Origin of the sequence: Streptomyces sp. NBC_01003 (assembly GCF_045162695.1) — a bacterium.
In the GTDB taxonomy this organism is placed as follows: Bacteria; Actinomycetota; Actinomycetes; order Streptomycetales; family Streptomycetaceae; genus Streptomyces.
Genome location: NZ_CP108707.1, coordinates 10,141,366 through 10,167,569, shown reverse-complemented (window position 1 = coordinate 10,167,569; position 26,204 = coordinate 10,141,366). Strand labels below are relative to the sequence as shown.

Below are 26,204 nucleotides of genomic sequence, written 5' to 3'. Positions count from 1 at the left end.
AACGTACGGGCAAGGAAGGCACATCACGGCGCAGCCGTCGCTCGGCTCCGCGGGCTCGACGATCACGAGCAGGGGGTCGACGACCGATGAGCGTTGCCGATTTGTGACGGGCGGAAGGCATTGACGTTGCCGGGATCGGGAGTCCATCATCCTCGCCAGGCGGTGTCAACGATGACATAAGTCAACGATGACACCTCGGGCAGCCGCACCGTGAACCCGGCCCGTGCCGTTCGCCATCCCACAGGAGTCGCCATGTCTCGCAGCACGCATATGTCTCGCACCATGGGTATGTCCCGATCCGTTCTCGGAGCCGTCGCCGTCACCGCAGTCGCCGCCCTCACGCTGACGGCCTGCGGATCCGGCTCCGGGTCCGCTTCGCCCGGTGGCGGTTCGGGCAAGGTCAAGGTCGGCCTGATCACCAAGACCGACACCAACCCGTTCTTCGTGAAGATGAAGGAGGGCGCGGAGAAGTCCGCGAAGGAGCACGGCGCCGAACTCCTCACCGCTGCGGGCAAGTTCGACGGCGACAACGCCGGGCAGGTCACGGCCATCGAGAACATGGTCGCCTCCGGCGTGAAGGGCATTCTGCTGACCCCGAGCGACTCCAAGGCCATCGTCCCGGCGATCGAGAAGGCCCGCGCCAAGGGCGTCCTGGTCATCGCCCTGGACACCCCGACCGATCCGCAGAGCGCTGCCGACGCCCTCTTCGCCACCGACAACCTCCACGCCGGCGAGCTGATCGGTGAATACGCCAAGTCCGCCATGAAGGGCAAGACCCCGAAGATAGCCACCCTCGACCTCGCCCCCGGTGTCTCGGTCGGCGTCCAGCGGCACAACGGCTTCCTCAAGGGCTTCGGCATCGGCGCCAAGGACAAGTCGATCGTCTGCTCCCAGGACACGGGTGGCGACCAGGCCAAGGGCCAGACCGCGATGGAGAACTGCCTCCAGAAGGACCCCGGCATCAACCTCGTCTACACCATCAACGAGCCCGCCGCCCTGGGCGCCTACACCGCGCTCAAGGCCAAGGGCCGGGAGAAGGACGTCCTGATCGTCTCCGTCGACGGCGGCTGCACCGGGACCCGGGCGGTCAAGGACGGCAAGATCGCCGCCACCTCTCAGCAGTACCCGCTGAAGATGGCCGCCGAGGGTGTCGACGCCGTCGTCAAGTACGCCAAGGACGGCAAGAAGGCATCCGGTTACACCGACACCGGCGTCACCCTGATCACCGACAAGACGCAGACCGGCGTCCCGTCCAAGGACACCGGGTTCGGCCTGAAGAACTGCTGGGGCTAGAGCCTGACCGGCGATCAGGCCGCATCACGCGCCCGCCGCCCCTCCCCGTCCGCCGGCACGGACGGACACGAACAACTTCTGTCTTCCGACAAGGACTTCGCATGACAGCCACCACCACGCCGTACGCCGAGCTCAAGGCGCCGACCACAGTCCGCAGACTGCTCACGGCACCGACCACCGGCCCTCTGGTCGCCCTCCTCCTGGCCTGCGCCTTCTTCTCCGTATCGACCGACCAGTTCCTCACGGGCGGCAACTTCTCACTGATCGTGCAGCAGGTCATGGTCGTGGGCACCCTCGCCATCGGCCAGACCCTGATCATCCTCACGGCGGGCATCGACCTGTCGTGCGGTGCGGTGATGGCCTTCGGCAGCATCGTGATCGCCAAGATGGCTGCCGAAGGTGCGTTGCCCCCGCTCGTCGCCATCGCGCTCGGCCTGGCCGTCTGCGCGGGATTCGGGCTGCTCAACGGGCTGTTGGTGCAGAAGATCCCGCTGCCGCCGTTCATCGTCACCCTCGGCATGCTCAATGTGGCCTTCGCCCTGACGCACATCTACTCCGAGGAACAGACGATCACCAACCTGCCCGGGCCGCTGACGGCTCTCGGGCGGACGTTCCCGCTCGGCCACACCGACATCACCTACGGCTCCCTGGTCACTATCGCCCTGTTCCTCCTCCTCGCCTACACGCTGAGCAGCACCGGTTGGGGCCGGCATGTCTACGCGCTCGGCAACAGCCAGGAGGCGGCGCGTCTGAACGGGATCCGCACCTCCCGCCTGACCATCGGCATCTATGCCGTCGCGGGCCTCATGTACGGCATCGCCGCCCTGCTGCTCGTCTCCCGCACCGGAGTCGGCGACCCACAGGCCGGCCAGACGGACAACCTCGACAGCATCACCGCCGTGGTCCTCGGCGGCACCAGCCTCTTCGGCGGCCGGGGATCAGTCTTGGGCACCTTCATCGGCGTCCTGATCGTCGGCGTCTTCCGCAACGGGCTCCAGCTGATGGGCGTCGCCTCCATCTACCAGACGCTGATCACCGGAGTCCTGGTGATCCTCGCCGTGACCGTCGACCAGATCTCCCGGAAGAGGGACCGATGACCGCCTCCAGCACCCCCACTCCCGTCCTGCAGGCCCGCGGTCTGGTCAAGCGATACGGCCACGTCACCGCCATCGACGGCGCCGACTTCGACCTGCTGCCCGGCGAGGTACTCGCGGTCATCGGCGACAACGGAGCCGGCAAGACCAGCCTGATCAAGGCCCTTACCGGTGCGGTGGTGCCCGACGAGGGCGAGATACGCCTCAACGGCGAACCGATCCAGTTCTCCGGCCCCCAGAGCGCTCGCGCCCACGGCATCGAGACGGTCTATCAGGACCTCGCCGTGGCCGCCTCCATGGACATCGCCTCGAACATGTTCCTCGGCCGCGAACTGCGCCGCCCCGGCGTCCTCGGCAGCGTCTTGCGCATGCTGGACAAGAAGCGTATGCGCCAGGAGGCCGCCGAGCACATGGCCGACCTCAAGATCGGTCTGCGCTCGCTCACCCAGGCCGTCGAAACCCTCTCGGGCGGGCAGCGCCAGGCCGTCGCGGTCGCGCGTTCCGTTGCCTGGGCGCGCTCCGTCGTCGTCATGGACGAACCCACCGCGGCCCTCGGCGTCAAGGAGTCCGGTCAGGTCCTCGACCTGATCCGCCGGGTCCGCGACAAAGGCATGCCCGTGGTCCTGATCAGCCACAACATGCCGCACGTATTCGAGATAGCCGACCGGATCCACGTCCACCGCCTCGGCCGGCGCGCCGCGGTGATCAAACCGTCCGACTACACCATGGCCGAGGTCGTCGCCATCATGACCGGGGCCCTCACACTCGACGCCGCCGGGGATACTGTCGTAGCGGATTCCAAGGCTGCGAAGGCCGCAGGGGTCCGCGCCAACTGACCGCACAACTAAAAGCACTCACAGGTTCCGGCCGGGCCCTCGGCCGGAACCGATGAGCAAGGGGGCCATCTCCTCCATGGCAGCGAACCGCCGCCCGACCCTGGCTGACGTCGCCCGGGAAGTGGGCGTCAGTGCCAAGACCGTCTCTCGTGTCCTCAACGAGGACGGCCCCGCGTCGGCGCAGACCAGGGAGCAGGTGCTCGCCGCCGTCACCAAACTCGGCTTCCAGCCGAACCTGATGGCCCGCAACATCCGTGTCGGTGGCCCCGACACCACGGTCGGCCTGGTCATCCCCGATCTCGCCAACCCGTTCTTCGGAGCCGTCGCGAGGAGCATCGAGGACACCGTCCGGGACCGCGGTCTGACGCTTCTCATGGGTTCCTCCGCGGACGACCCCGACCGCGAGCGCGCGCTGACGGACAAGTTCCTCGCCCGCCGCGTCAGCATCCTGATGGTCGTGCCGTCCGTCGGCGCCGGCCATGCCCATCTGAAGACCCACCGTGCCACGGGTCTGCCGATCGTCTTCATCGACCGTCCGGGGTCGGGCCTGGCCACGGACAGCGTCGTCAGCTCCAACCGCACGGGCGCCCACGACGGCGTCACCCACCTCGTCACCCACGGCCACCGGCGCATCGGCTTCGTCGGAGACCTCCCCGCCAAGCTCTACACGCGCAGGGAACGTCTGGCGGGCTACCGCTCGGCCCTCCAAGAAGCCGACATCCCGTACGACCGCTCACTCATCGCCAACGCCCACGATCAGCAAGGCGCCGAAGCGGCGGCCGCCCATCTCCTCGACCTGGCCGATCCCCCGACGGCCCTGTTCGCCGGCAACAACATCATGGCGCTGGGCATCGTCGCCGAACTCGCCCGCAGCAAACGCAAGCACGTCGCGGTCGTCGCATTCGACGACGTCTCACTGGCCGACGTACTCGAACCGGCCCTGACCGTCGTCGCCCAGGACCCCGAGGAAATCGGCAGAGCAGCGGCGACGACGGCCCTGTCTCGCCTTGACGGCGACCGCTCCCGTGCCCGCACCGTCACCGTTCCCACCCGCTTGATCGTCCGCGGATCCGGCGAGCAGCCCGTGTCGGCGTAGACCTGAACATGGCACAGAGGTGTCGTTCGAGCAGATCGCCCGCGCAGCAGGGGTCGGGTCCGCGACCGTGCGGCGGCACTTCATCAGCAAGCGCGCCCTGCCGGACGACATCTTCCGGAACCGCTGGTCGCGTACGCCGCATCCGCGCGAGGTAGAGCCGTCGGTCGAAGGCCCAGCCTCCTCTCAGGCCAAGCCGCTGCCAGTCCGACAAGCCCACCGCGACTTCCACGGCCACGGCGGTAAAGCCCAAGACGACGAAGGCAAACCTTCAGAGCCGTGCAGGGGCAGGGCCGGCCGACCTCACTCCCGCCGGACAAACAGCCCGCTGGACGTTCTCTTCACGCAGGGATCAGCGACACCACCTAGCGTCACGACACCCCACCGCTATGCCCCACTCACGTAGTCAGCAGAGCATCTGACCAGCAGCACAGGGCACCTGACACCACTGACACCCCATCAGAACGAGCGTTAGGACCGTGCCCTATGTGGGGTCATTGGGTCGGTCATGGGGCGGGGTACGTGGAGTTGGATTGTTCCGGACGGGCTGTGGGAGATCGCGGAGCCGCTGATCCCGCCGTCGAACGTGCGGGCGCAGGGTGGCGGGACGCAGGACACGCCTGATGAGACGCTGTTCGCGGCGAACATCTACGTCCTGGTCAGCGGATGCGCCTGGCGGGCACTGCCACCGTGCTTCGGGATACGAAGTCGACGGCCCACCGCAGGTTCCTGATCTGGTCAAGAGCTGGTGTCTGGGGCCGGCTGCACGAAGAGATCCTGCACCGCCTGGACGACGCCGGCCTGCTCGACCTCTCCCGTGCAGTCCTCGACTCCGCCCACGTCCGGGCTAGAAAAGGGGGCGAACAGCCGTCGCCCGCGCCCCGGCCCACCCGCGATCTCATCCAGGGTCGACTGTGTCGAACGCGCGAGGAAGCCGTCCCACAACAGCTCGGCAACCGCGGCTGTGTCCAGGAGATGCGCCATCAGAAGGCTCGTGGTGCCGCCGGCCCGTTCCCGCGACTTTCCCCACAACCTCCAGGGCCCTCACCACAAAAGGCTCATACCGCTCACCCAGCTGCTGCTTGTCCACTGGACCTCCACGCACTCGTCCGTAGTGCACCGGACAGTAGAGGCCATCACTGACAACACGGCCTGAACTGCGAAAACCGAACCCCCCCCGACACCTTGAACCCGGAAGAGGCCAACACCACCATCGAGAGACACATCCGGGGGGGGTGGTGTCACCGGGTCCGGAGGCATCGACGGACCCGGTGACAGGGGCTTGAGCACCGGCTTCACCCGAGCCGGAGGAGCTCTCCGTAACGTAGATGCGGCAGCTCGGTGCCGAGGCAAGGCCGGACGAAAGCGTGATGGAGGGGCCTGCACGTGATCGACACCGGCGACATCGACGTCTTCCTCGGCCTGGACGTCGGCAAGGGCGAACACACGCCACCGCCGTCACACCGGCCGGGAAGAAGGCGTTCGACAAGCGCCTGTCCAACACCGAACCCAAGCTCCGCGAACTGTTCGCGAAACTCCAGGCCAAGCACGGGACCGTGCTGGTCGTGGTCGACCAGCCGGCCTCCATCGGCGCCCTGCCGCTGGCGGTCGCCAGGGACATGGGCTGCCCGGTCGCCTATCTGCCGGGTCTGACGATGCGGCGGATCGCCGACCTCTACCCGGGTGAGGCGAAGACCGACGCCCGTGACGCGTTCATCATCGCGGATGCGGCCCGCGCGATGTCGCACACGCTGCGGGCGATCGACGGGGAGGACGAGACGATCGCCGAGCTGGAGATGATCGTGGGGTTCGACGACGACCTGGCCGGTGAGGTTACCCGGGTCGCGAACCGGCTGCACGGCCTGCTGACCCAGATCCACCCGTCTCTGGAACGAGTGCTGGGGCCACGGTTGCAGCACCAAGCCGTCCTCACGCTGCTGGAACGGTTCGGGTCACCGGAACAGCTACGCAAGACGGGCAGGCATCCGCTGGTCACGCTGCTGCGGCCGAAGGCGCCGAGAATGGCCGAGCGACTGGCCGAGAACATATTCGATGCTCTGGACGAGCAGACCGTGACGGTCCCGGGAACCGAGGCGGCCGCGCTGATCGACCAAAGACATAGGGGCACCCCCCACGACGCCACGCAACCATCATCTGGCCCGCCGGGATGAGCAAAGCCGCCAGGACATCCCCCTGGCACACCCCACAAACACCCTCAACACCCCGGACGCGGGGCACGGTGACCGCCTCCCACAAGGTGGCAACTCCCCGCGCGGAACACGCAACACCCGGCACGTCCCCCAGAAACGCGGTGACCATACGGCCGAAGAGAGCGGGACACAGCGTCAGACCCCGGGCTCCACACAGTGAGAAGCCGTCATACAGCGCAGACACCACACCCCTCAATCCCCCTGAACATTGGGGTGCAGCCCGCCGAACAGGGCCGCGGCACCGCTTGAGCCAAGCGTTGGGCGCGGTGGAGGATGCCGGCCCGCGTGTTCTGTGCCCTGCCCGCGAACGCCACGTTGCCGCGTACGCGATCAAGAACTCTACTGGGCGGCAGTACACGGAGCGCAAGCAGGAACCGACGCCCAGCCTGCCCACCATGCAGCCGGCCAACGCCAAAAATCGGCACAGTGGAGCTCGATGGCGAGGACGTCGGCCCGGGAGACGAGCAAGCCAACCACCTTGATATCCGCCGGGGTTGGTTGCCCGACGCCTCCACTGACCGTTCCACCGGATGCCGGCTCTGCGGCAACTCGGACATGGTGCCCACTACATGGCGCACGAGGCGGTGAAACCCCAGCCGAGGCTCGCGCTCACACAAGGGCGGGACACGCTCATGGCAGCTCCTGATGAGAACAGGAGGGGGCCACGGCCCGGGGGGACGTCCACCCCGGGCCGTGGTCGTGTGTAAGACGGTCACGGCCACAGCGGCCGGGGTTCGTCGGTCAAGGCCGACGCCATCTGCCAGGCGTCGAACCGCTCCAGGGCCACATCGCCGTCGGCACCGATACCGACGCCGACGGCCTCGTCCGGGCGGGTGGGGTAGATGCGGGCGGTGAGGGGCCGGCCGTTGGCGAAGATCTCCAGTGCGGAGTGGTCGACGAGGACGCGCAGTTCGACCCGGCCCTCGGGGTCCAACGACAGGTCGCCGTACCGGGGTTCGGTGTCGACCGTCGGGTCGAGGCTGCTGGTCTCGCGGTGCAGACGGAGGGTGCCAGCCGTTCCGTCGTGCGACCGGCTCACCTCCACGACCGTGCGTTCCGCGCCGTCCGGTGTCTCGCGGAGCACGAGCCGGGCGGTCGCTCCGGGGGCGAGACGCAGGGTCGTCTCGATGTCGAGCTGGTCCCCGCGCACGGCGGGCAGCGGGGTGTACGGGTCGGCCAGCCGGCCCGGAGCCACCTCTACGCGCTCCCGCCGCAGCTCGGTCAGCTCCGGTACCGGGGTCTGGTGCAGGCCGCCGTCCGTGGCGAGCGTGACGACCCTTGGCAGGGACATCACACCGCACCAGCCAGCCTGCGCGTTCGCCTCGTCCGTCCGGCCTTCCTGGAGCCAGCCGAACATGATGCGGCGGCCGTGCTCGTCGCGGGTGGACTGGGGGGCGTAGAAGTAGCGGCCGCCGTAGTCGAGGCGCCGGAGGGCGGTCGGGGTGAAGGTGTCGCCCTGGTAGCGGCCGGTCCAGTACAGGGGGTGGTGGGTGGTGCCCTCGTCCCAGGCGGAGAAGACCAGAACGTCGGTGCTGCCGGCCTCCTTGTCCTCGCCGAGCCGGAAGAGGTCGACGCACTCCCACATCGTGCCGGTCCAGTCGAGCTCGTCCCGGTTCTGCGAGGCGTCACCCGTCAGCAGCGGGCAGACGTACCGCCAGCTGCGCAGGTCGTCGGATTCGTACAGGAAGGCCGTTCCGCCGACGCCCCGGATGCCCGAGCCCACCAGCTGGCGCCACACCTGGCCCTCCCGCCAGACGCAGTGGTCGCGGAAGGCCGTGATGTCGATGCCCTCCGGCGGGGCGGCGATGACCGGGTTGGCCGGGTCCTTGGTCCAGTACCTCAGATCCGCCGATCCCTTAGCCACGCACGGGAGTTCACGCTCGCCGTGCCTGCCCGAGTAGACGAGCGTGGGCACTCCCCCGTCGTCCACCAGGACACCGGACCAACAGCCGTCGCGGTCCGGGCCGTCCGAGCCTGGCACCAGGGCGACTGGCTCATCGGCCCAGTGCACGAGGTCGATACTGGTGGCGTGGCCCCAGTGGATGCGGTGGTGGGCGGCGGCGAGCGGGTTGTACTGGTAGAAGAGGTGGTAGACGCCGTTCCAGTGGCTCAGCCCGTTGGGGTCGTTGAGCCAGCCGCCGGGCGAGGTGAAGTGGAAGCGGGGGCGGTGGGGGTCGCGCAGGGCGCGTTGGGCCAGCCCTTCGGCGGTGTGGCTGCCGGAGGGGAGGGTGAGGTCGTGGGTCATGCGGCGGTGGTCTCCGCTTTCTCGGTGTCGTCGGTGGCCTCGCGGTCCGGCCGGTCGGTGGCCTTGAGGACGCGGCGGGCGATGTCGGAGGCGGGTGCGCGCAGGTGGCAGCGCACCCAGTGGGGTTGTCCGTCGTTCTCGCCGACGATGTGGCGGACGGGTTCGGTGCGGCTGCACGTGCCGTCGTCGCCGTAGGGGCAGGACGTGGGGTTGAGGATCGCCTCGCGGAGCCTGGCGCGCTCGACGGGGTCGTAGCTGCCGGCCCGTTCGGGGTCGGGTACGGCGGACAGCAGTAGGCGGGTGTAGGGGTGGGCGGGGGCGTCCATGACGGCCAGTGCGTCGCCGCCCTCGACGAGTTCGCCGGCGAACATGACCATCGTGGTGTCCGCGAGGTAGCGGGCGGAGCCCAGGTCGTGGGTGATGTAGAGCATGGCGATGTTCCGCTCGTCGCGCAGGCGCCGCATCAGGTTGAGCACGCCGACGCGTACGGAGACGTCCAGCATCGATGTCGGTTCGTCGGCCAGGATGAGGCGCGGCTCCACTGCCAGCGCGCGGGCGATGGAGACGCGCTGACGCTGGCCGCCGGAGAGTTCGTGCGGGTAGGACTGGAGCATGTCCTCGGTCAGGCCGACCGTTGCCATCAGCTCGCGCAGCGCCTCGGGGGTGGCCTGATGGCCGTGCAGGACGAGGGCCCGGGTGAGGAAATGCTCGATGCGGTGTACAGGGTTGAGTGAGCCAAAGGGGTCCTGGAACACCATCTGGACCTTGCGGCGGTACGCCCGTGACGCCCGGCGCCGCTCGGTGCGCAGGATGTCCTCGCCGTCGAGCAGCACCTGTCCGGCGGAGGGCTGTTCGAGGCGGGCGAGACAGCGGGCGATGGTGGACTTGCCGCTGCCGGACTCGCCGACCAGGGCGGTGATCCGACCAGCCGGCAGGTCGAAGGACACGTCGTTGACGGCACGGACACGGCGCCGGGAGAAGACGGTACCGACCTGGAATTCCTTGGTCAGACCGCGTACGGACAGCAGGGGTTCGGTCATCGGGGGGCTCCTTCCGGGCTGCGGGCCACCCAGCGGCCGGGCGCGACCTCACGCAGGTCGGGGATGTTCGTGGAGCAGTCCGAGCGGTCCTCGGGACAGCGGACGTGGAAGCCGCAGCTGTCGGCGGTGCGCGGGGCGTCGAAGAGGCCGGTGAGCTCTTGGCGCGGGCCGGTCAGCGGTGGGAAGGCGTTCATCAGCGCCTCGGTGTAGGGGTGGAGCGGATGGGCGAACAGGTCCTTGGCGGCGGCGAGTTCGACGATCCGTCCGCCGTACATCACGCCTATGCGGTCCGACAGCTCGACCATCAGGGACATGTCGTGGGTGATGAAGAGGATGGAGAAGCCCAGCTCCCGCTGGAGGTCGCGGATCTGCGCCATGATCTCCTGCTGCACGACCACGTCGAGCGCGGTGGTCGGCTCGTCCATGATCAGCAGCCGGGGGTGGAGTGCGACTGCCATGGCGATGACGACGCGCTGGCGCATGCCGCCGGAGAGCTGGTGCGGGTACGCCTTCAGCCTTCCCGGGTCGATGCCGACCAGCTGAAGCAGCTCGCCGGCCCGCTCCCGCGCGGCCCGCTTCTTCAGCTTCTCGTGGGTGGTGAAGATGTCGACGATCTGCTCGCCGATGGTCAGGACGGGGTTGAGGGAGTTCATCGCCGACTGGAAGACCATGGCGATCTCCCGCCATCGGAAGGCGCGCAGCTCACGTGCGTCCAGGGCGAGGACGTCCCGCCCCTGGAAGCGGATGCTGCCCGCGGTGATTTCCGCAGGGGGCTTCAGCAGTCGCATGACCGCGTTGGCGATGGTCGACTTGCCGCAGCCGGATTCTCCGGCGAGGCCGAAGATCTCTCCGGCGCCGATGGAGAAGGAGACGTCGTCGGCGCCCACGACGGTGCGTCCGTCGCCGCGGTATTCGACGCGCAGGCCGTTCACCTCAAGTACGGGTTCCATGGCTCAGCCCCTCCTTTCACGCCGGGCACGGCGGCTGCGCAGCCTGGGGTTGGTGATCTCGTCGACCGCGTAGTTGACCAGCGCGAGCGCGAAGGCGACGAGCGCGATGCACAGTCCGGAGGGGACGAAGGCCCACCATGTGCCGGTCATCAGCGCGCCGTCGTTGCTGGCCCAGTACAGGTTGGTACCCCAGCTGACGACGCTGCTGTCGCCGAGACCGAGGAATTCCAGGCCGGCCTGGGCGCCGATGCCGAAGATCACGCAGCCGAGCAGCGTGGTCATCACCACGGACGCCATGTTGGGCAGGATCTCGCGGAACATGATCCGCAGCGGGCGCTCCCCGGTGACGACCGCGGCGGCCACGAAGTCCTTGCCCCGGATCGACTTGGCCTGCGCGCGCAGGACCCGGGCCGAGCCCGCCCAGCCGGTGACGACGAGGACCAGGATCACGGTGGAGGTCCCTGGCGGCAGGAACGCGGCCAGGATGATGAGCAGCGGCAGTCCGGGCAGCAGCAGGAAGATGTTGGTGACCAGGGTCAGCGCGTCGTCCACAATGCGGCCGAAGTAGGCGGCCGCGAGGCCGACGACGATGGCGACCGCGGTCGCCACCAGCCCCACGGTGAACCCGACGAAGAGCGAGCTGCGCGCGCCCCACAGGGTGAGGGCGAGCACGTCCTGTCCCTTGGCGGTCGTACCGAGCCAGTGTGCGGCCGAAGGGACCTGGCTGCCCGTGGAGTTGATGAGCGACGGTTCACCCGGGACGAGGACGGGAGCGAGCAGAGCAAGGAGAGCGAAGAGAGCGAGCAGCATCAGCCCGGTCATCGCCTTCTTGCTGTCGGTGAGCTGGCGTAGCAGTCCGCGCCGGCGGGAAGGGCGCGCGGGGACTGTCGGCGTGGTGGCCGTTGCGATTTCGATGGCGGTCATGTCGGCAGCCCCCTTCAGCGGACGCGGACGCGCGGGTCGAGGCGGACGTAGACGAGGTCGACGAGGAAGTTCGCAATCAGTACCGCCGCCGTGATCGTCAGGAAGATGCCCTGCATCAGCGGGTAGTCCAGGCCCTGGACGGCCATCAGCAGCTGATAGCCGATGCCGGGGTAGGCGAACACGACCTCGGTGAGCAGGGCGCCGCCGACGACGAAGCCGAGTGCCATGCCGAAGTTGGTAACGGAGGGGAGCAGGGCGTTGCGGGCGGCGTAGCGGAACATGATCCGCGAGGGGCTGAGCCCCTTGGCCTCGGCCATGGTGATGTAGTCCTCGGCCGTCGTGGCGATCATGGTGTTGCGCATGCCGAGCATCCAGCCGCCGATGGAGACCAGCACGATAGTCAGCGCCGGCAGCACCAGGTGGGTGGCGACGTTCGAGAGGAACTCGCCGTTGAAGCCGGGAATCAGACCGACGTCGTAGGCGTGCCGCATGGGGAACCAGCCGAGACTCACCCCGAACAGGTACAGCGCGCCCATCGCCAGCCAGAAGTACGGAAACGAGCCGACGAAGATCAGCAGGGGCGGGAAGGCGGAGTCGAGGACGCCGCCGCGTCGCCAGGCGGCGACGATGCCGAGCAGGTTGCCGAGCACGGCCGCGATGACGAGCGCGACGCCACCGAGGAGCAGGGTCCAGCCGATCTGCGAGCCGATCACGTCGGAGACCGGGGTGGGGAAGCGGGTGATGGAGATGCCGAGGTCGCCGGTGAAGACGCTCTTGACGTAGGAGACGTACTGCTCCCAGAGGGGGCGGTCGTCGAGGCCGAAGAGTTTCCGCAGCTGGGCTATCTGGTCGGGCTGCATGGTGCCCTGGGCCTGCGCGAACATCCGAGAGACCGGGTCGCCCGGCATGAAGCGCGGGAGAACGAAGTTCAGGGTGACGGAGGCCCAGAAGGCGAGCAGATAGAACCCCAGATTGCGCAGGATCAGACGCACGGGTTGTGCTCCCTGTCAGTGGGGGGTGAACGTGTGGCTCGGTGCGCGGGGGCGGCCGTCCGTGAGGAGGGCGGCCGCCGGTCCGCGGGCGGCGTCAGCCCTTGACGGGCTTCAGCGAGGTGAGCACGAGGATCGTGCTGCCGTTGCGGTTGCCGAGGGTGGCGTACGGGTTCTTCTCGGTGGGCCAGCCGGTGAAGCGGGCGTCCGTGTACGCGCCCCACTCGGGGCCGGTGAACAGCGGGACGACGGGCGCGTCCTTGTTGTACAGCTTCTGCAGGCCGTTCATCTGCTTGCGCTGGGCGCTCTCGCTCGTGGCGGCGGCGAAAGCGTCGATGCGCTTGTCGGCCTTCTTGTCGCCGAAGCGGTGGTAGTTCTCCGTGGCCTGCTTGCCGACCGGCTGCACCATCTTGGTCGACATCACGCCGCGGAAGTACTCGTACGGGGTGGCGCCGTTGTTGCTCCACACGATGCCGGTGTCGAACGTGCCGGTGTTGTACGAGGACGAGACCGCCGACCAGTCGGGCGTCTTCACGATGGCGGCGATGCCGACCTTCGCGAGGTTCTGCTTGATGATGTTGGCGACCGATATCCAGTCGGAGGAGGCGGAGCCGACGGAGATGTCGAGGGTGAAGTTCTTGCCGTTCTTCAGCTTGCGCTTGCCGCCGCTCTCCTTGTAGCCGGCCGCATCCAGGGCCTTGGCCGCCGCGTCGGTGTCGTACTTCGTCCAGGCGCAGGACGCGGCGAGATCCTTGTCGCGCCACTTGTCGTAGGTGCGGGCCAGGCCCGTGCAGTCGGCGGGTTCGGCGTAGCCGTTCATCGCGACCTTGGTGATCTGGTCGCGGTCGACGGCCATGCTGAGCGCCTTGCGCACGGCCGGGTCGTTGAAGGGGGCCTTGGTGGTGTTCAGCTGCCAGTTGATCATGGCGCCGGTGGCCGGGAACCAGTAGTGGTTGTGCTTCTTGTCCTTGGCGACGAAGGACTTCTCGATGTCCGGGATGAACGACTGCGTCCAGTCCACCTCGCCGTTGGTGAAGGCGATGTTGGCGCTGTCGTTGCCGGAGAAGGCGAGCATCTGGATGCCGGCGATCTGCTGCTTCGCGGGCTGCCAGTACTTGGGGTTCTTGCGCAGCTCGTACGACTGGCTCTGGAACTTCTCGATCTTGGTGTACGGGCCGGTGCCGACCGGGTTCGGGTTGGTGAACTTCGCCGGGTCCTTCACCTTGGACCAGATGTGCTTCGGCAGGATGTAGTGGCCGCTGATCTCGTAGAAGGCGGGCGAGAAGGGCTTGTTGAGGGAGAACTTCACCGTGTGGGCGTCGACCGCTGTGACCTTGTCGAGGTAGTCGAAGCCGCCCAGCACCTTCTTCTGGAGCTCGAAGGTGTAGACGACGTCGTCGGCGGTGAGCGGCTGGCCGTCCGACCACTTGACGCCGTCGCGCAGCGTGAAGGTGAGGGACTTGCCGTCCTTGGCCTGCTCCCACTTGGTGGCCAGCCACGGCGTGTCCTTGGCATCCGCCATGCTGTGCACCGCCAGCGGCTCGTAGACCGCCTGCAGGGTCATAGGGGCGGCCTGCGGGGAAAGCGGGTTGAAGTTGCGCGTGAACGTCGCCAGATCCTCGCGCGGGACGTTGAGCAGTTGGTTGCCGGAGGTGTCACCGGCGCCGGCAGTGCCCGAGCCACCCGTACAGGCGGACAGGACCAGGGCTGCGGCGGCGGTCGCGGTGACCGCTCTCAGGACGGCTCGGGGCCGCCGTGAAGATATGCGGGAAGGTGCCATAATGGAGACTCTTTTCCTCTCTTCAACACACAGGGCGAAGACTGGGATGGGATTCCTCGGCGGGCTGATTAGCGGTCAGACCGACGAGCGTTCGAGCAGCGGGCAGTCGATCGTCACCCGGTGGGTGTCGAGCGGCTGCCCGGCTGCGAGAGCGGCGAGCATGTCAATGCCCTTGGTGCCCATGGCCTCGAAGGGCAGGGCGAGCGTCGTCAGCTTCGGCCGCAGATAGGCGGCGATGAGTTCCTGATTGTCGAACCCCACCACGGCCACGTCGTGCGGGATGCGCAGCCCACGTTCCTTGATCGCGTCGTACGCGCCCATCGCCATCCGGTCGTTTCCGCAGAACAGCGCGGTCGGCCGGTCGCCGGCAGGGCGGTCCAGCAGTTCGCAGGCGGCGGTATAGGCGCTGTCGGCGGTCGCCCAGCCGGGGACGACGAGGGAGGGGTCGGGGGTGATCCCGGCCTCGCGCAGGGCACGTTCGTATCCATCGCGCCTCCCGATGGCGGCCGGGATCGCCGGGTCGAGGTTGATGAACCCGATGCGGGTGTGACCGGCGTCCAGGAGCCGGCGGGTCGCCTTGTATCCGCCCGACACCTCGTCGGGCAGGATGCATGGCAGCTCGCCTTCCGCGTCGTAGCAGTTGACGAGCACCGTCGGGACCTCCCGGGCGGCTTTGGGGAGCGTGACGGCCCGGTGCCAGGTCGTGGCGTACAGCAGCCCTTCCACCCGGTGCTCCAGCATCTGGTCGAGCGCGGCAGCCTCCTGGGCGGGGTCGCCCTCGCTCGCGGCGATCAGCAGGAACCTCCGGTCACCCCAGGCGCGGCTCTGTGCGCCCGTGATCACCTCGCCCGCGAACGGGCCGGTCACGATCTCGGTGATCAGCCCGAACCACCCGCTGCGGTTCGCGGCCAGCGCCCGCGCCCCGGCGTTCGGCCGGTAGCCGAGCTCGTCGATCGCCTCCAGGATCCTCCGACGGGTCTCCTCGGGGATGGCGGCACCGGGCTTGTCGTTGAGGACGAAGGAGACCGTGGTCCGCGAGACACCCGCGTGGCGGGCCACATCACTCATGGTCACGCGATGCGTCCTGTTCGTGGCCACTTCCAGTCCCTTTCGGCCAGCCGGAGGCGAGACAACGCCTCCGGTTTCGCGCTTTAATAACGCGCGTTACTTCCTTGTGGCAGGGAAGTTACGTCCGCCTTGAGCGGCATGTCAATACCTGCGCAAGGGCTGCATCAGGCCACCAGCCCGGTGCCGTTCCCCGGTACGGACGCGGGACGACCCGCCCCGGCCGGAGCCACGTGAAGGCGGCAGCCCACACACTTCTTGAGAGAGGCAGACAGCGACCATGGCCCGACCCGAGTTCCCCAGCAGCGTCACCGTCCTCGGTGAGTGCGTCGCCGACGCCTTCACCGACCCCGGCCAGTCCGGCCCCAGCGAACTCACGCTGCGCGCCCTGCCCGGCGGCGGACCCGCCAACACCGCCGTCGCGCTCGCCCGGCTCGGCACCCCCACCCGATTCCTCGGACGCTTCTCCCACGACGTCTTCGGCACCCTCTTCCGCGCCCGCCTCAGCGCTCCCGGCGTCGACCTGACCGGAAGCGTGACTGCCGCCGCCCAGCCGAGCACCCTCGCCGTCGCCGACCTCGACGAGTCCGGCCAGGCCACGTACACCTTCTACGCAGACAACGCGGCCCACTGCAGTGGACCGACGAAGAACTCGCCGCCACCCAGCAGGACGAGGCGGCCTGCCTGCACACCGGCTCCCTGGCACTCATACGTCAACCAGGCGGCAGCCGCATCGAGGACCACCTCGCCAGGGCGCGCGAGCACGTCACCGTGTCCATCGACCCCAACGTCCGGCCCCTGCTCGTACCGCCCTCCGTCTACCGCGAACGGCTCCCGCGCTGGTGTGCCCTCGCCGAGATCCTTCGCCTCAGCGAGGACGACCTCGCGCTGCTCCTGCCCGGCGTCAGTCCCGAGGGCGCGTGCGACACCTGGCACGCCGCCGGCGCGCGCCTCATCGTTATCACCTTGGGCGGGCGGGGCGCCCTCGCCTCCCTCGACGGTCTCCGCGCCGCCGTCCCGGCACCGGCCGTGGACGTCGTGGACACCGTCGGCGCCGGGGACTCCTTCACCGCTGGCCTGCTGCACCGCCTCGCCACCCTTGGGCACCTTGGCCGCCGACTCAACGCACTGAGCCTCGAGGCCGTCACCGACGCCTGTACCTTCGGCGCGCGCGTCGCTGCCCTGACCTGCTCCGTCACCGGCGCAAACCCGCCCCGGGCGGACGAAGTGACGCTGGAGGCCGACGTTGAACGGCTTCTGCCGCATGTCTGAACGCGGCATGGCCGTTCCCGCAGCCAGGACTGCGGGAACGGGCACCGAATCCCGACAGACGGCACCCCGTACACGCTGTTGGCGCAGCCCCGCTACGGCTGCGGGGTCACAGAGGGGGGAGCCGAGCGGTGTACGCAGGTGGATGGCACCCAGATGCAGGTAGTCGACGCCCTTGGACGGGATCGGCGCATCCGGGGTGACCTCGAAGATCACGGGCGTGGTGGAGGGTTTCGTCCGCATCAGGTAGGCGCCGAGGTTGTGTGGGCGCAGTCCCTCGCGCTGACAGGCGAGAGGCGAGCAGTACAGGGCTCCGACCAGGCATCCGGTGGAGACGTGCAACTCCCCGCTGGTGCGGATGGCGTCGATGTCCTTGGTGGTGTGCAGAGGTACATCGGCTGTCCGCCTGACGAGCGCTTCGGTCATCGCGTTGTTCTGTATCAGCCAGCCGTTGGGGGGTTGAGCGTTCCAGGTAGTGGCGCCAGTCACTCTCGCTTTCGGCTAGCGAGGCAGGAATGTGGCGCTGCGCGGGCACGGTGTAGTCCGTGTGGGCGTGCTCCCATTCGTCGCGCAAGAGAACTCCTGGGGTGGAGGATCGGAAGCGGGCCGGGGGGAGTTCGAGGGAGCTACAGAACCACGACGTTCGCTCCGGACATGCGATTTCGGCAGTGCCGCCGGGCGCGCGGGTGTCGGAGCTGGACTCGACGCCGACCAGCTGTTCACCTTCGTCTAAACACCCACCCGGAAACCAAAACCCACAACACATACGGTGAAGAGGGCAATCGCAATGAAAGCCATTGTGGTAACCGACCAGGCCGCGGGAACGGCCGGGATGACGCTGACGGAGCGGCCTGAGCCGCCCGCATCGATCAACGACGTCATCGTTCAGATTCATGCATCGGGCTTCGTCCCGACCGAGATGGAGTGGCCATCGACCTGGACCGATCGCGCCGGCCGTGACAAAACACCGTCGATCCCCGGCCACGAGCTGGCCGGAGTGGTCACCGCCCTCGGCTACGGCACGACGGGGCTGTCGGTCGGGCAGCGGGTGTTCGGCCTCGCCGACTGGCACCGTGACGGCACCCTGGCGCAGTACGTGGCGATCGAAGCACGCAACCTCGCACCGCTGCCCGGCGACGTCGACTTCACGGTAGGCGCGTCCCTGCCCATCTCAGGTCTGACCGCGTGGCAGGGGCTGTTCCAGCACGGCCGCCTCCAGTCCGGCCAGACCGTTCTCGCCCATGGCGCGGCCGGGGCAGTGGGGACGATGGTGACCCAGCTCGCACGTGAGGCCGGCGCTTACGTCATCGGCACCGGACGCGCCGCCGACCGCGAGAAGGCACTCGACTTCGGCGCGCATGAGTTCATCGACCTCGAGAATGACGCGCTGAAAGACGTCGGCAGCGTCGATCTGGTCTTCGATGTCATCGGTGGCGACGTTCAGAAACGGTCCGCTGCCCTGATCAAGGCGGGAGGAACGCTGGTGTCCATCGTCGGCCCGGCCGAGGCGCGACCCGCTGACGGCCTGGCGGTGGACTTCGTTGTCGAGGTCGATCGTGCCGAACTGGGTGAGATCGTGCAGCGGGTGCGGGACGGACGGCTGCGGACAAACATCGGTGAAGTCGCGAGCCTGGATGATGCCGTTGGTGCCCTTAACCCGACCACACGACGCAACGGGAAGACAGTCATCCGCGTACGCCCGTAGGGAGTGATGGCCCAGACCGACGGCGTGATCGTCACCCTCGGCGCCACAAAGGCCATACATGGAGCGGCCTCCAGCAAGTCAGCGTGTGACCCGGTTGCGGACGGCCAGGAGCGCCAGCCCCAGGAGGACAGGCTCGGTGACTCGGGAGGCCATCTCGATGTAGGTGCCGGTCGTGGTCAAATCCTGGCCGGAGGAGCGGAAGATCACCGAGTTGAGCGTGACGTTCAACGCCTCGTTCGAAGCGCTTGCCGGTGAACCTGTTCTCGATCCTGAGCTGTGCCTTTGCTCAGCCAGGAGTCGAACAGGGCTGATCTGGGTGCTTGTTGGGAGGCGTCCGACGGTGAGATGCCGCGCTGAAGGGGTGGCTGCGTACCGGGCGTAAACGCATAATTCTGACCATGACGAAGCGACGCAGCGACGCAGCGACGCAGCGACGCAGCGACGCAGCGACAACGATGGCTGGACTAATGAGGAGTCGCCCGATGGCACTCTCATCCGCTTCAGGGTCGACCCGGAACGGATCGACTGGCTCGAAGATCACCAGCGAGCCATCCTGACCGAGGACGCTCGTGACCGGGGGATGACGCTGTTCGAGTACGTCGGGTGGGTCTGCAGACTGCCCGATTCGGAGCTGCACGTGTATCGCGACCGAGTCATGGAGGGCAGTGGCGGGGCGCGCCTGGCAGCTGTGTATGACGCGGTGAAGTCGCGGCCGATCAGGTCCGGCGCCCGGGCCGCGGCCGGATCGGGGACGGTCGTGCGGTGCCGTCGGCGCAACCGGATCCCTTCGATTCCGGACGCCCGCATGATCCTGGCGACCCGCTTGTGGTTGACCGCCTCACCGCTCGCCTCGCGGAGCTCGGCGGTGATCCGTGGGGCTCCGTAAGTACCGTCCGATTCCTGGTGCACGGCCCGTATCCGGGCGGCCAGCTTCGCGTCGGCCACCTGGCGGGCGGCCCGGTCCGCGGCTGTCCGGCGCCAGTAGTAGAAGCTCGAGCGGCTGACGCCGAGGATGCTGCACAGCCGCTTCACGCCGTAGCGGCGCTGATGGTCGGCGACGCACTGGAAGCGGTTCACCAGCGCGTCTCCCCGGCGAAATACTTCGCCGCTTTCCGCAAGATCTCGCGTTCCTCCTCGAGCTCGCGGACCTTCTTCCGCAAAGCCGCGTTCTCCGCCTCCAGCGGGGCCGGCGGTTGGGCCGGTTCCTGCGTGCGGCGTCCCCGTGGACGACTCGCTCCGGCCGCCCGGACCCAGTTCCGCAGCGTCTCCGGATTGATCCCCAGGTCGGCGGCGACCGACCTGATCGTCGCTTCGGGCCGCGACTCGTACAGCGCGACCGCGTCCGCCTTGAACTCCGGCGGGTAGTTCTTCATGACCACGAGATGTGCGTCCTCAGATCCTCAGGATCCAGTGTCTCGTGTGTCCAACATCAGGGGTCAAGGCCCGTCGAAGCCCGTCGGACGGCCGCCGAGAGAGCCGCGGTTGCGGCGATGTGTCTGCTGGTCGACACGTTCGGGGATGGTGTGCCGGATTCCACGTCGTCGCAGGTAGCGGCGATTCTTGCGGGACGTGTAGGCCTTGTCTGCCAAGACATGGTCGGGGCGGCTGCGCGGCCGTCCGACTCCGGTACGGGGCACGGAGATCTGCTCCAGCACACGCTCGAGCTGAGGGCCGTCACCGTAGTGTCCGGGTGTCAGGACGAGGGCGAGGGGCCGGCATCGCCCCTCGGCGGCGAGGTGGATTTTGGTGGTGAATCCTCCGCGGGAGCGTCCCAGGCATTCGCCGATCTGACCACCTCCCCCAGCCGGACGGCCAGTTTCCGCAGCACCGGATCGGTCTGGTTCGTCCCCCGGGCGGCCCCCTTTTGAACCACCACGGCCGGCGACGCTTTCCCGGCGCCGGCGGCGTGCTGGTGGGCCCGCACCGCTGTCGAGTCCACCGACACGTCCCAGTCGATCCGGCCCGCGTGGTCCTCGGCGGCCTGGACTTTCGACAGCAACATCGCCCACGTGCCATCAGCCGACCAGCGGCGATGCCGTTTATAGACGGTCTCCCACGGCCCGAACCGCTCCGGCAGGTCCCGCCACTGCACACCCGTCCGCACCCGGTAGAGGACGCCGTTGATCACCCGACGGTGATCGCTCCACCTGCCCCCACGGGTACCACCACGAGGCAAGAACGACTCCAGCCGATCCCACTCCGCATTCGTCAGATCCCCACGGCCCATAACGCCAGCCTGGCCCCAACTCCCCACTCATGTCAGGAGATCCGAGAAACACTGCCTAGGGGCCTTGGCGGGCAGGGCAGAGACCGCTCGCGAGCGCTTGTCGCTGCTCCAGCGGGAAGCCGCTCGAAGACGTCGCCCACTCCACCGGCATCGAGCCTCAGGACCTGGGCGATGCCCTCGCCCTCTTCCAGCAGGCCGACCGCATGGCCCTCGCCGACCAGAACACCAACCGCGGCTGGTTCATGGCCCGCGTCCGGTTCCACGACCAGTCGGCATCCGACCAGGTCGTCCACGACCACCTCCCGCCCCTGCTCCACGCCGCCCAGGACCAAGGGCTCCTCAGCCGGAAGCTGGTTGGCATGGTGCCGGTGGCCCTGCCGTACGCGCCGGCGACCGTCGCCATGGACGCGGCGACGCCCAACTCGCCCGCGCACGCGAAGCCGGGCGGGCGACCAGGTCGACCCGCCCGGCTTCGCTTCCCCTGCCGCGGCGCACCTACCTCACGACACCTCGCGTGCGTAGGGCGCAACCGCGATCCGGTCGATCAGCGGGGCGTAGCGGGAGCGGAGCAGGGTGTCAGGGAAGGTGTCCGAGGCATAGGTGGTGCCGTCGAAGTTGGGGAGTTCCTCCGAGCGGAAGGTGAGGGTGTTCTCGCCCTTCTTGAGGTGGACGGGGACGGTCAGTTCCCAGAAGTTGTTCTGGTGGAAGGTGTGGGGGAAGCCGACGCGCCGGGCCGCGCCGCCGTTGACGGAGAGGTCGGCGTGGCGGGCGAGAGGGTCCGGGTTGTAGTGGGTGGCCTCGGACTGTTCGGGGTTGGAGTAGCGGATACGCAGCGCGTACAGGCCCGCGCGGTCGGCGGGGACGGTGAAGGTCGCGGTGTTGCCGTTGCCGGGGTCGCCGCCGATGCCGGTGATCACCGTGCCGTCGGTGGCGTGCGAGAGCGGCGTCAGTGTGGCCGAGCCAGCGAGCGCCGCGTCCTGAGCCTCGTACGTACGGGGCGTGAGCGTGCCCTCGGTGGGTGTGACGGTGAGGCGGTCGAGGAGGGTCGGGGTCGAAGTCCCCGTCAGCGTCACCTTGTTGAGGCCGCCGGAGAGGGACACCGCCACGCTCTGGTGCTTCTTGGACAGGCTCAGGACGTCGTGCCCGTTGACGGCGAGTCGGGCGCCGGTGCCGACGAGTGTGTCGACCTTGAGGGTTGCCTCGCGGTCGGCCGGTGAGGAGACCCAGAACGTGGCCGTCTGGTTCTTGGCGAGGCGGGCCGCTCCCGATCCGGTGTCGTAGACGGGGCGGGCCCCGCCGCCCAGCCAGGCCAGTTCGCCCTCGTGGACCTGAGTGGTGGCCGAAGTCGTGGGCAGCGCGAGGGTGAGGCGGTCGACGATGGCGTCGCCCTTGGTGGCGCGCTTGCCGTCGAGGCTCTTCGCGGCGAGCCTCAGGGTGTGCTTGCCCTTGGTGAGCTTCACCTTGGTGTCGGCGTGGTCCCAGACCACCCATTTGTAGCCGAGCGGCAGGTTCAGTTCCTGCTCGCTCGCCGCTTTGCCGTCCACGCTCAGGAACACGTTCGTGGGGCCCTGTTCCTTCACCTTGTCGTGGGTGTTGAGGGAGTTGGCGAAGACGCTCAGGTCGTAACGGCCGTCCTCGGGGACGTCCACCGTGAAGTCGAGGGTGATGTCGGAGCCGGTGCGCAGGCCACCGACGTCGTAGCCGCCGGAGGTGTAGAACTTCGAGACGTCGGAGGTCGATCCCTCGGGGCCGTTCTTCGTGTACCCGGACCCGGTGTGGGCGGCGTCCTCCGCTTCGAACGACGCCTGCCAACTCACCGGCGGGGACTGGGGGTTGGTGACCCTTCCGGTGGACGGGCCGAGGATGATCTCGTACGCCGACGACTCCTTCAGCCTCGGCAGCGCACCGTCGCCGAAGTCCACGGTCGCCTTGCCGTCGTCGGAGACCTTCAGGTCCGTTTCCGTGAGCAGTTTCGGGCCTGTGTTGTCGCCGATCTGTCCGCTCCAGTCGATCTCACGGACCCAGGCGTGCACCTGCTCTCCGAAGAGCTTCTTCGGGATGTTGTCAAACGTGATGTGGCCCTGGCCCGTGGAGCCGCCGAAGAGGAGGCGGGCCTGTCGCTTGTCGCGGTCGAGGGTGGCGACGCCCTGCATCGTGTAGTTCTGGCCGGGGAAGGGTGGCGTCACCTGCACCGTGTGCCCGGTCATGGAGGCGTACGCATTCAGCAGCCACCACTGGCCGTTGCCGCGGTTGGACTGCACTGCGGAGTCGGAGAGGTTGCCGTCGATGTTCCAGTACGCGATGTCGGCGTCGACCTTGGACTCCTCGATCGCGGAGACCCACTGGATCATCTGGCCGGGGACCGAGGTGTGGTAGTTGAAGGCGTATTCGTTGATGTTGACGGGGAGTTGGGTGCCTTCCCTGTCCGTCCCCTTGAACAGGTCCTTCTCCCACCTGCGGTACGTGGCGACGCTCTGGCGCACCGCTTCCGGGTGGCTGAGCTCGTGCCAGGTGATCAAGTCGGGGAGGGTGCCGGCGGCCAGGGTGTGCGTGAGGAAGCCCTTCACCTGGGAGTACAGGACGCTGGTGTTGGGGCCGGCGATCCTGGCTTCCGGCATCTTGCCCTTGATGAGCTTGTACGCGTCGTCCCAGGCGGCGAAGTACGCGTCCGGGTCGCTGAGCCAGCTGACCTTGTCGTAGCTCCACTCGCCGGTGCCGAACATGTTGCCCTCGGGCTCGTTGAACGGCACGAAGACGATGTTGTCCTGGTACTGCTTCGGTAGTTGGAGGACCTGGTCGACCTGCTTGGCGATCTTCTCCTTGTATAGCTTGAGCTTCTCTTCGGGGGTGTCGCCCGGCCACTGGTACGGGAAGCCGCGGTGGATGTCGGTCATGTAGATGTACACGTCGCCGTCGGTCGAGTCGGCCAGCGGCTTGACCACGTCGAGGGCGTCGGCGCCCGGGTGCTGCGGGCCGTCCTGTGCCTTGGTGGAGACGGTGCGCAGGCCCATGCCCTCGATGAGGTTGTTCGTGGGGACGTCGGGTCCGTAGACGCCGTAGAGGGTGCCGGAGGCGCCGCCGTGGAACGCGCCCGTGTTGGACCCGAGGTCGACGGTGAGTGCGCCCTCGCGGACCACGGTGACCGTTGCCTTCACCGCGCGTCCGGCCGCGGTGCCGGCGACCGTGAAGGCGCCTGGTCGCGCGTACTTGTCGGAGGGCACGGCGTCCCAGGTGACGGGTGCGTCGCGGTCGTAGCCGTCGGAGTAGGACGAGCGGACGGCCGCTGGCAGCGACGGGGCCGTACCCGTCGTCGTACGCACGTCGAAGGTCGTCTTCGACAACTCCGTGAGGGTCGGCAGCTGTCCGCCGACGGTGTCCGCCACCTGCTCGGGACTGAGCGCCGCATGCCACACGGTGAAGTCGTCGATCGCGCCCTTGAAGAGGGGGTCCGCGTAGAAGGACTTGCCAAGGTATCCGGCCGTCGTGGCCGAACTCCCCAGCAGATCCTTTGCGTTGACGGTCGACTTGGCGGAGGAGACCGGCACGCCGTCGAGGTACGTGGTGACCCGCTGGGCCGTGGTGTCGAGGGTGACGGTGATCGTCCGCCACGCGTCGGCGGGGAGCGGGGCGTACCCGGACACCTGCGCCTCTGCGCCGCCTCCGCCGGTGGTCACCGAGGTGCGGAGCAGCCCGTCGCCGTTGTACGGGGTCGTGAACAGGTACTTCGACGTGTCGGTGCCCAGGTCGAAGGCGCGCTGCCACGGGGCATTGTCGCCGCTCCACTTCACGCGCGCCGAGACCGTCAAGTCAGCACTGTCTGCGAGGACTTCGCGGGGCAGACGGACGTATGCGCCGTCGGACGTGGACGCGCCGCCGGGCAGGGCGAGGGCCTTGCCGCCGTCGGCGCCGGTGACGGACTGGGCGGTGGAGCCGTTGACCAGGGTCGCCGTGCGGCCGTTGCCGGACGCGTCGGTGATCTTTCCGGAGGCGAGGTCGTCCTGGTCGAAGGTGTAGTGGACGGCCGGCCCGGGCGGGTCGGCGGCTTGCGCGGGGGCGGCCGGGGCGGCCAGCAGGCCCGCGCCGAGGGCCAGAGTGACGGCGGCCGGGGCCCGGCGCCGGGATGGTCTGTCAGCGGATGACATGGATGAGTCCTCGTCTTCGACCGGTGCGGGTGAGGTGGGGGAACTGCCCTGGTGCGGGGACTTGTTGCGACGCTGAAGCCAGTACGGGCGCCGGAAGGATCAGTTCGTCGAACCGGTTCGGCAAGCTAGCACCGGGCGAAGACGCCTTCAATCCCTCGCGCAGAACGAACCTTCCGCCATTTCAGGCGAGTTGGTAGGTCATGCAGGGGGTCTTGACAGGCGTACAGTCCCTTCCTACGTTCACTCCACGCGAACCGGTTCGACGAGTGGCCGGTGTCCGCTCGTCCCGTGAGGAGCTGCCGTGAACATCGGTGAGATAGCCCGGCTGGCCGGTGTCTCGCGCAGCACCGTGTCGTACGCGCTGAGCGGCAAGCGCCCGGTGTCGGAAGAGACGCGACGCAAGATCCAGCGTGTCGTCGACGAGCTCGGCTACCGGCCGAGCGCCAGTGCGCGGGCTCTCGCCAACGGGCGTACCAGCACGATCGGTCTCGTCTTCCCGCCCGCCGGGAACCACTACACCGGCATGCAGCTGGACTTCATCGGCAGCGTGGTGGAGGCCGCCGCGGCCTGCGACTACGACGTGCTGCTGTCCCCGAGCGGCGCGGACAGCGACCGTTCCTTCCAGCGGCTGCTCGGGGAGCGGCGGGTCGACGGCGCGATCCTGATGGAGATCCGGCTCGAGGACGACCGGGTGGACCACCTGGCCTCGGTGGGTTTCCCGGCGGTCGCCATCGGCCGGACCGCGCACAACGACGACGGCTGGTGGGTGGGCCTGGATCACACGGCGCTGGCGAAGGCGTGCGTGCACCACCTCGCGGACCTCGGCCACCGCCGCATCGCCTTCGTCAACAGGCCCGAGCAGCTGCTGCGTTCGGGATACGAGTCGGCGCACCACGGCCTGGAGGGCTTCACCAAGGCCGCCGCGGAGCGCGGGCTCACGGTCCGCGCGTACTGCTGCGGGGACGACGCCGCGTCGGGGCAGAGCTGCGTCGAGCGCATCCTGCACGACGACCCGGCGACCACGGCCCTGGTCACACTGAACGAGGCGGCGCTGGGCGGCCTGTACCGCGGGCTCGCCCGGGCGGGCCGCCACGTGCCCCGCGACTTCTCCGTCACCGGCGTCGTCGCCAGCCGCTGGGCGGAGACCGTGACACCGCAGCTCACCGCCGCCGACGTACCGGCCGCCGAGATGGGCCGGCTCGCCGTCGATCTGTTGATGGAGCGGCTCGACCAGCCCGACGCACCGGCCCGGCACCATCTGCTCACGCCGCCGATCTCGCTGCGGGCCAGCACCGGGCCCGCCACCTCCGACTGACCTACTCATCCCCTCCGCCCGGCCCCG

14 protein-coding genes and 8 pseudogenes are annotated in these 26,204 nt (G+C 68.5%); 10 read left to right on the top strand and 12 right to left on the bottom strand.

Features of this window, described 5'->3' with window-relative positions; genetic code table 11:
* Positions 1–270 precede the first annotated feature (270 nt).
* From OG698_RS46975 to OG698_RS46950, 6 genes and pseudogenes are all read left to right on the top strand, one after another.
* The gene (locus OG698_RS46975; RefSeq protein ID WP_406111696.1) at positions 271–1,293 is read left to right on the top strand and encodes a sugar ABC transporter substrate-binding protein; all 1,023 of its coding nucleotides are present in this window, start codon (positions 271–273) and stop codon (positions 1,291–1,293) included.
* A gap of 101 nt (positions 1,294–1,394) precedes the next feature.
* Positions 1,395–2,390, top strand: coding sequence for an ABC transporter permease (locus OG698_RS46970; RefSeq protein WP_406110515.1), 996 nt, complete (start codon positions 1,395–1,397; stop codon positions 2,388–2,390).
* Positions 2,387–3,223 carry an ATP-binding cassette domain-containing protein gene (locus OG698_RS46965; RefSeq protein WP_326779038.1) on the top strand — a complete coding sequence of 279 codons (837 nt, stop codon included), beginning with the start codon at positions 2,387–2,389 and terminating at the stop codon, positions 3,221–3,223. The genes OG698_RS46970 and OG698_RS46965 overlap by 4 nt, the downstream gene beginning before the upstream one ends.
* 76 nt (positions 3,224–3,299) lie before the next feature.
* Positions 3,300–4,319: a LacI family DNA-binding transcriptional regulator gene (locus OG698_RS46960; protein WP_329580285.1), complete on the top strand. Its 1,020-nt coding sequence runs from the start codon at positions 3,300–3,302 to the stop codon at positions 4,317–4,319.
* Positions 4,320–4,335: 16 nt separating this feature from the next.
* A pseudogene (locus tag OG698_RS46955) lies at positions 4,336–4,722 on the top strand (helix-turn-helix domain-containing protein); the annotation flags it as partial.
* A gap of 102 nt (positions 4,723–4,824) precedes the next feature.
* Positions 4,825–5,198 (top strand): annotated as a pseudogene (locus OG698_RS46950) (transposase); the annotation flags it as partial.
* Between the two features lie 39 nt (positions 5,199–5,237).
* Here the strand turns inward: OG698_RS46950 and OG698_RS46945 are convergent.
* Positions 5,238–5,300: pseudogene (locus OG698_RS46945) on the bottom strand (hypothetical protein); the annotation flags it as partial.
* 402 nt (positions 5,301–5,702) lie between these two features.
* Between OG698_RS46945 and OG698_RS46940 the strand changes: the two are divergent.
* Positions 5,703–6,424: pseudogene (locus tag OG698_RS46940) on the top strand (IS110 family transposase); the annotation flags it as partial.
* An 814-nt stretch (positions 6,425–7,238) separates the two neighbouring features.
* Here OG698_RS46940 and OG698_RS46935 read toward each other — a convergent pair.
* From OG698_RS46935 to OG698_RS46905, 7 genes are all read right to left on the bottom strand, one after another.
* Positions 7,239–8,771, bottom strand: coding sequence for a glycoside hydrolase family 32 protein (locus OG698_RS46935; RefSeq protein WP_406110512.1), 1,533 nt, complete (start codon positions 8,769–8,771; stop codon positions 7,239–7,241).
* Positions 8,768–9,811 (bottom strand): ATP-binding cassette domain-containing protein, encoded by a 1,044-nt coding sequence (locus OG698_RS46930; RefSeq protein ID WP_406110511.1) that lies wholly within the window; start codon positions 9,809–9,811, stop codon positions 8,768–8,770. The genes OG698_RS46935 and OG698_RS46930 overlap by 4 nt, the downstream gene beginning before the upstream one ends.
* Entirely contained in the window at positions 9,808–10,761 is a 954-nt protein-coding gene (locus OG698_RS46925) for an ABC transporter ATP-binding protein (protein WP_406110509.1), read from the bottom strand. The genes OG698_RS46930 and OG698_RS46925 overlap by 4 nt, the downstream gene beginning before the upstream one ends.
* Before the next feature lie 3 nt (positions 10,762–10,764).
* Positions 10,765–11,685, bottom strand: coding sequence for an ABC transporter permease (locus OG698_RS46920; protein WP_406110507.1), 921 nt, complete (start codon positions 11,683–11,685; stop codon positions 10,765–10,767).
* A gap of 14 nt (positions 11,686–11,699) precedes the next feature.
* On the bottom strand, positions 11,700–12,677 hold the full coding sequence (locus tag OG698_RS46915; RefSeq protein ID WP_406110505.1) for an ABC transporter permease: 978 nt from the start codon (positions 12,675–12,677) through the stop codon (positions 11,700–11,702).
* A 94-nt stretch (positions 12,678–12,771) separates the two neighbouring features.
* Entirely contained in the window at positions 12,772–14,454 is a 1,683-nt protein-coding gene (locus OG698_RS46910) for an ABC transporter substrate-binding protein (protein ID WP_406110503.1), read from the bottom strand.
* A 75-nt stretch (positions 14,455–14,529) separates the two neighbouring features.
* Entirely contained in the window at positions 14,530–15,522 is a 993-nt protein-coding gene (locus OG698_RS46905; protein ID WP_406111694.1) for a LacI family DNA-binding transcriptional regulator, read from the bottom strand.
* Between the two features lie 277 nt (positions 15,523–15,799).
* On the opposite strand from OG698_RS46905, the pseudogene OG698_RS46900 reads away from it, so the two are divergent.
* A pseudogene (locus OG698_RS46900) lies at positions 15,800–16,791 on the top strand (carbohydrate kinase).
* Between the two features lie 784 nt (positions 16,792–17,575).
* Positions 17,576–18,493, top strand: a complete 918-nt coding sequence (locus OG698_RS46895) for an NADP-dependent oxidoreductase (RefSeq protein WP_406110501.1) — start codon at positions 17,576–17,578, stop codon at positions 18,491–18,493.
* 78 nt (positions 18,494–18,571) lie between these two features.
* Here OG698_RS46895 and OG698_RS46890 read toward each other — a convergent pair.
* From OG698_RS46890 to OG698_RS46875, 4 genes and pseudogenes are all read right to left on the bottom strand, one after another.
* Positions 18,572–18,755 (bottom strand): annotated as a pseudogene (locus OG698_RS46890) (hypothetical protein); the annotation flags it as partial.
* A 431-nt stretch (positions 18,756–19,186) separates the two neighbouring features.
* Positions 19,187–19,872, bottom strand: a pseudogene (locus tag OG698_RS46885) (IS3 family transposase); the annotation flags it as partial.
* Between the two features lie 66 nt (positions 19,873–19,938).
* A pseudogene (locus OG698_RS46880) lies at positions 19,939–20,720 on the bottom strand (IS5 family transposase); the annotation flags it as partial.
* A gap of 500 nt (positions 20,721–21,220) precedes the next feature.
* Positions 21,221–24,862 carry a LamG-like jellyroll fold domain-containing protein gene (locus OG698_RS46875; RefSeq protein ID WP_406110499.1) on the bottom strand — a complete coding sequence of 1,214 codons (3,642 nt, stop codon included), beginning with the start codon at positions 24,860–24,862 and terminating at the stop codon, positions 21,221–21,223.
* 301 nt (positions 24,863–25,163) lie between these two features.
* Here OG698_RS46875 and OG698_RS46870 point away from each other — a divergent pair, with 301 nt between their 5' ends.
* Positions 25,164–26,177 carry a LacI family DNA-binding transcriptional regulator gene (locus tag OG698_RS46870; RefSeq protein WP_406110497.1) on the top strand — a complete coding sequence of 338 codons (1,014 nt, stop codon included), beginning with the start codon at positions 25,164–25,166 and terminating at the stop codon, positions 26,175–26,177.
* The last annotated feature ends 27 nt before the right edge of the window (positions 26,178–26,204 follow it).

Coding starts and splice junctions, on each gene's coding strand:
- OG698_RS46975 (WP_406111696.1), top strand. CDS start 271: ATGTCTCGCACCATGGGTATGTCCCGATCCGTTCTCGGAGCCGTCGCC.
- OG698_RS46970 (WP_406110515.1), top strand. CDS start 1,395: ATGACAGCCACCACCACGCCGTACGCCGAGCTCAAGGCGCCGACCACA.
- OG698_RS46965 (WP_326779038.1), top strand. CDS start 2,387: ATGACCGCCTCCAGCACCCCCACTCCCGTCCTGCAGGCCCGCGGTCTG.
- OG698_RS46960 (WP_329580285.1), top strand. CDS start 3,300: ATGGCAGCGAACCGCCGCCCGACCCTGGCTGACGTCGCCCGGGAAGTG.
- OG698_RS46935 (WP_406110512.1), bottom strand. CDS start 8,771: ATGACCCACGACCTCACCCTCCCCTCCGGCAGCCACACCGCCGAAGGG.
- OG698_RS46930 (WP_406110511.1), bottom strand. CDS start 9,811: ATGACCGAACCCCTGCTGTCCGTACGCGGTCTGACCAAGGAATTCCAG.
- OG698_RS46925 (WP_406110509.1), bottom strand. CDS start 10,761: ATGGAACCCGTACTTGAGGTGAACGGCCTGCGCGTCGAATACCGCGGC.
- OG698_RS46920 (WP_406110507.1), bottom strand. CDS start 11,685: ATGACCGCCATCGAAATCGCAACGGCCACCACGCCGACAGTCCCCGCG.
- OG698_RS46910 (WP_406110503.1), bottom strand. CDS start 14,454: ATGGCACCTTCCCGCATATCTTCACGGCGGCCCCGAGCCGTCCTGAGA.
- OG698_RS46905 (WP_406111694.1), bottom strand. CDS start 15,522: ATGAGTGATGTGGCCCGCCACGCGGGTGTCTCGCGGACCACGGTCTCC.
- OG698_RS46895 (WP_406110501.1), top strand. CDS start 17,576: ATGAAAGCCATTGTGGTAACCGACCAGGCCGCGGGAACGGCCGGGATG.
- OG698_RS46875 (WP_406110499.1), bottom strand. CDS start 24,862: ATGTCATCCGCTGACAGACCATCCCGGCGCCGGGCCCCGGCCGCCGTC.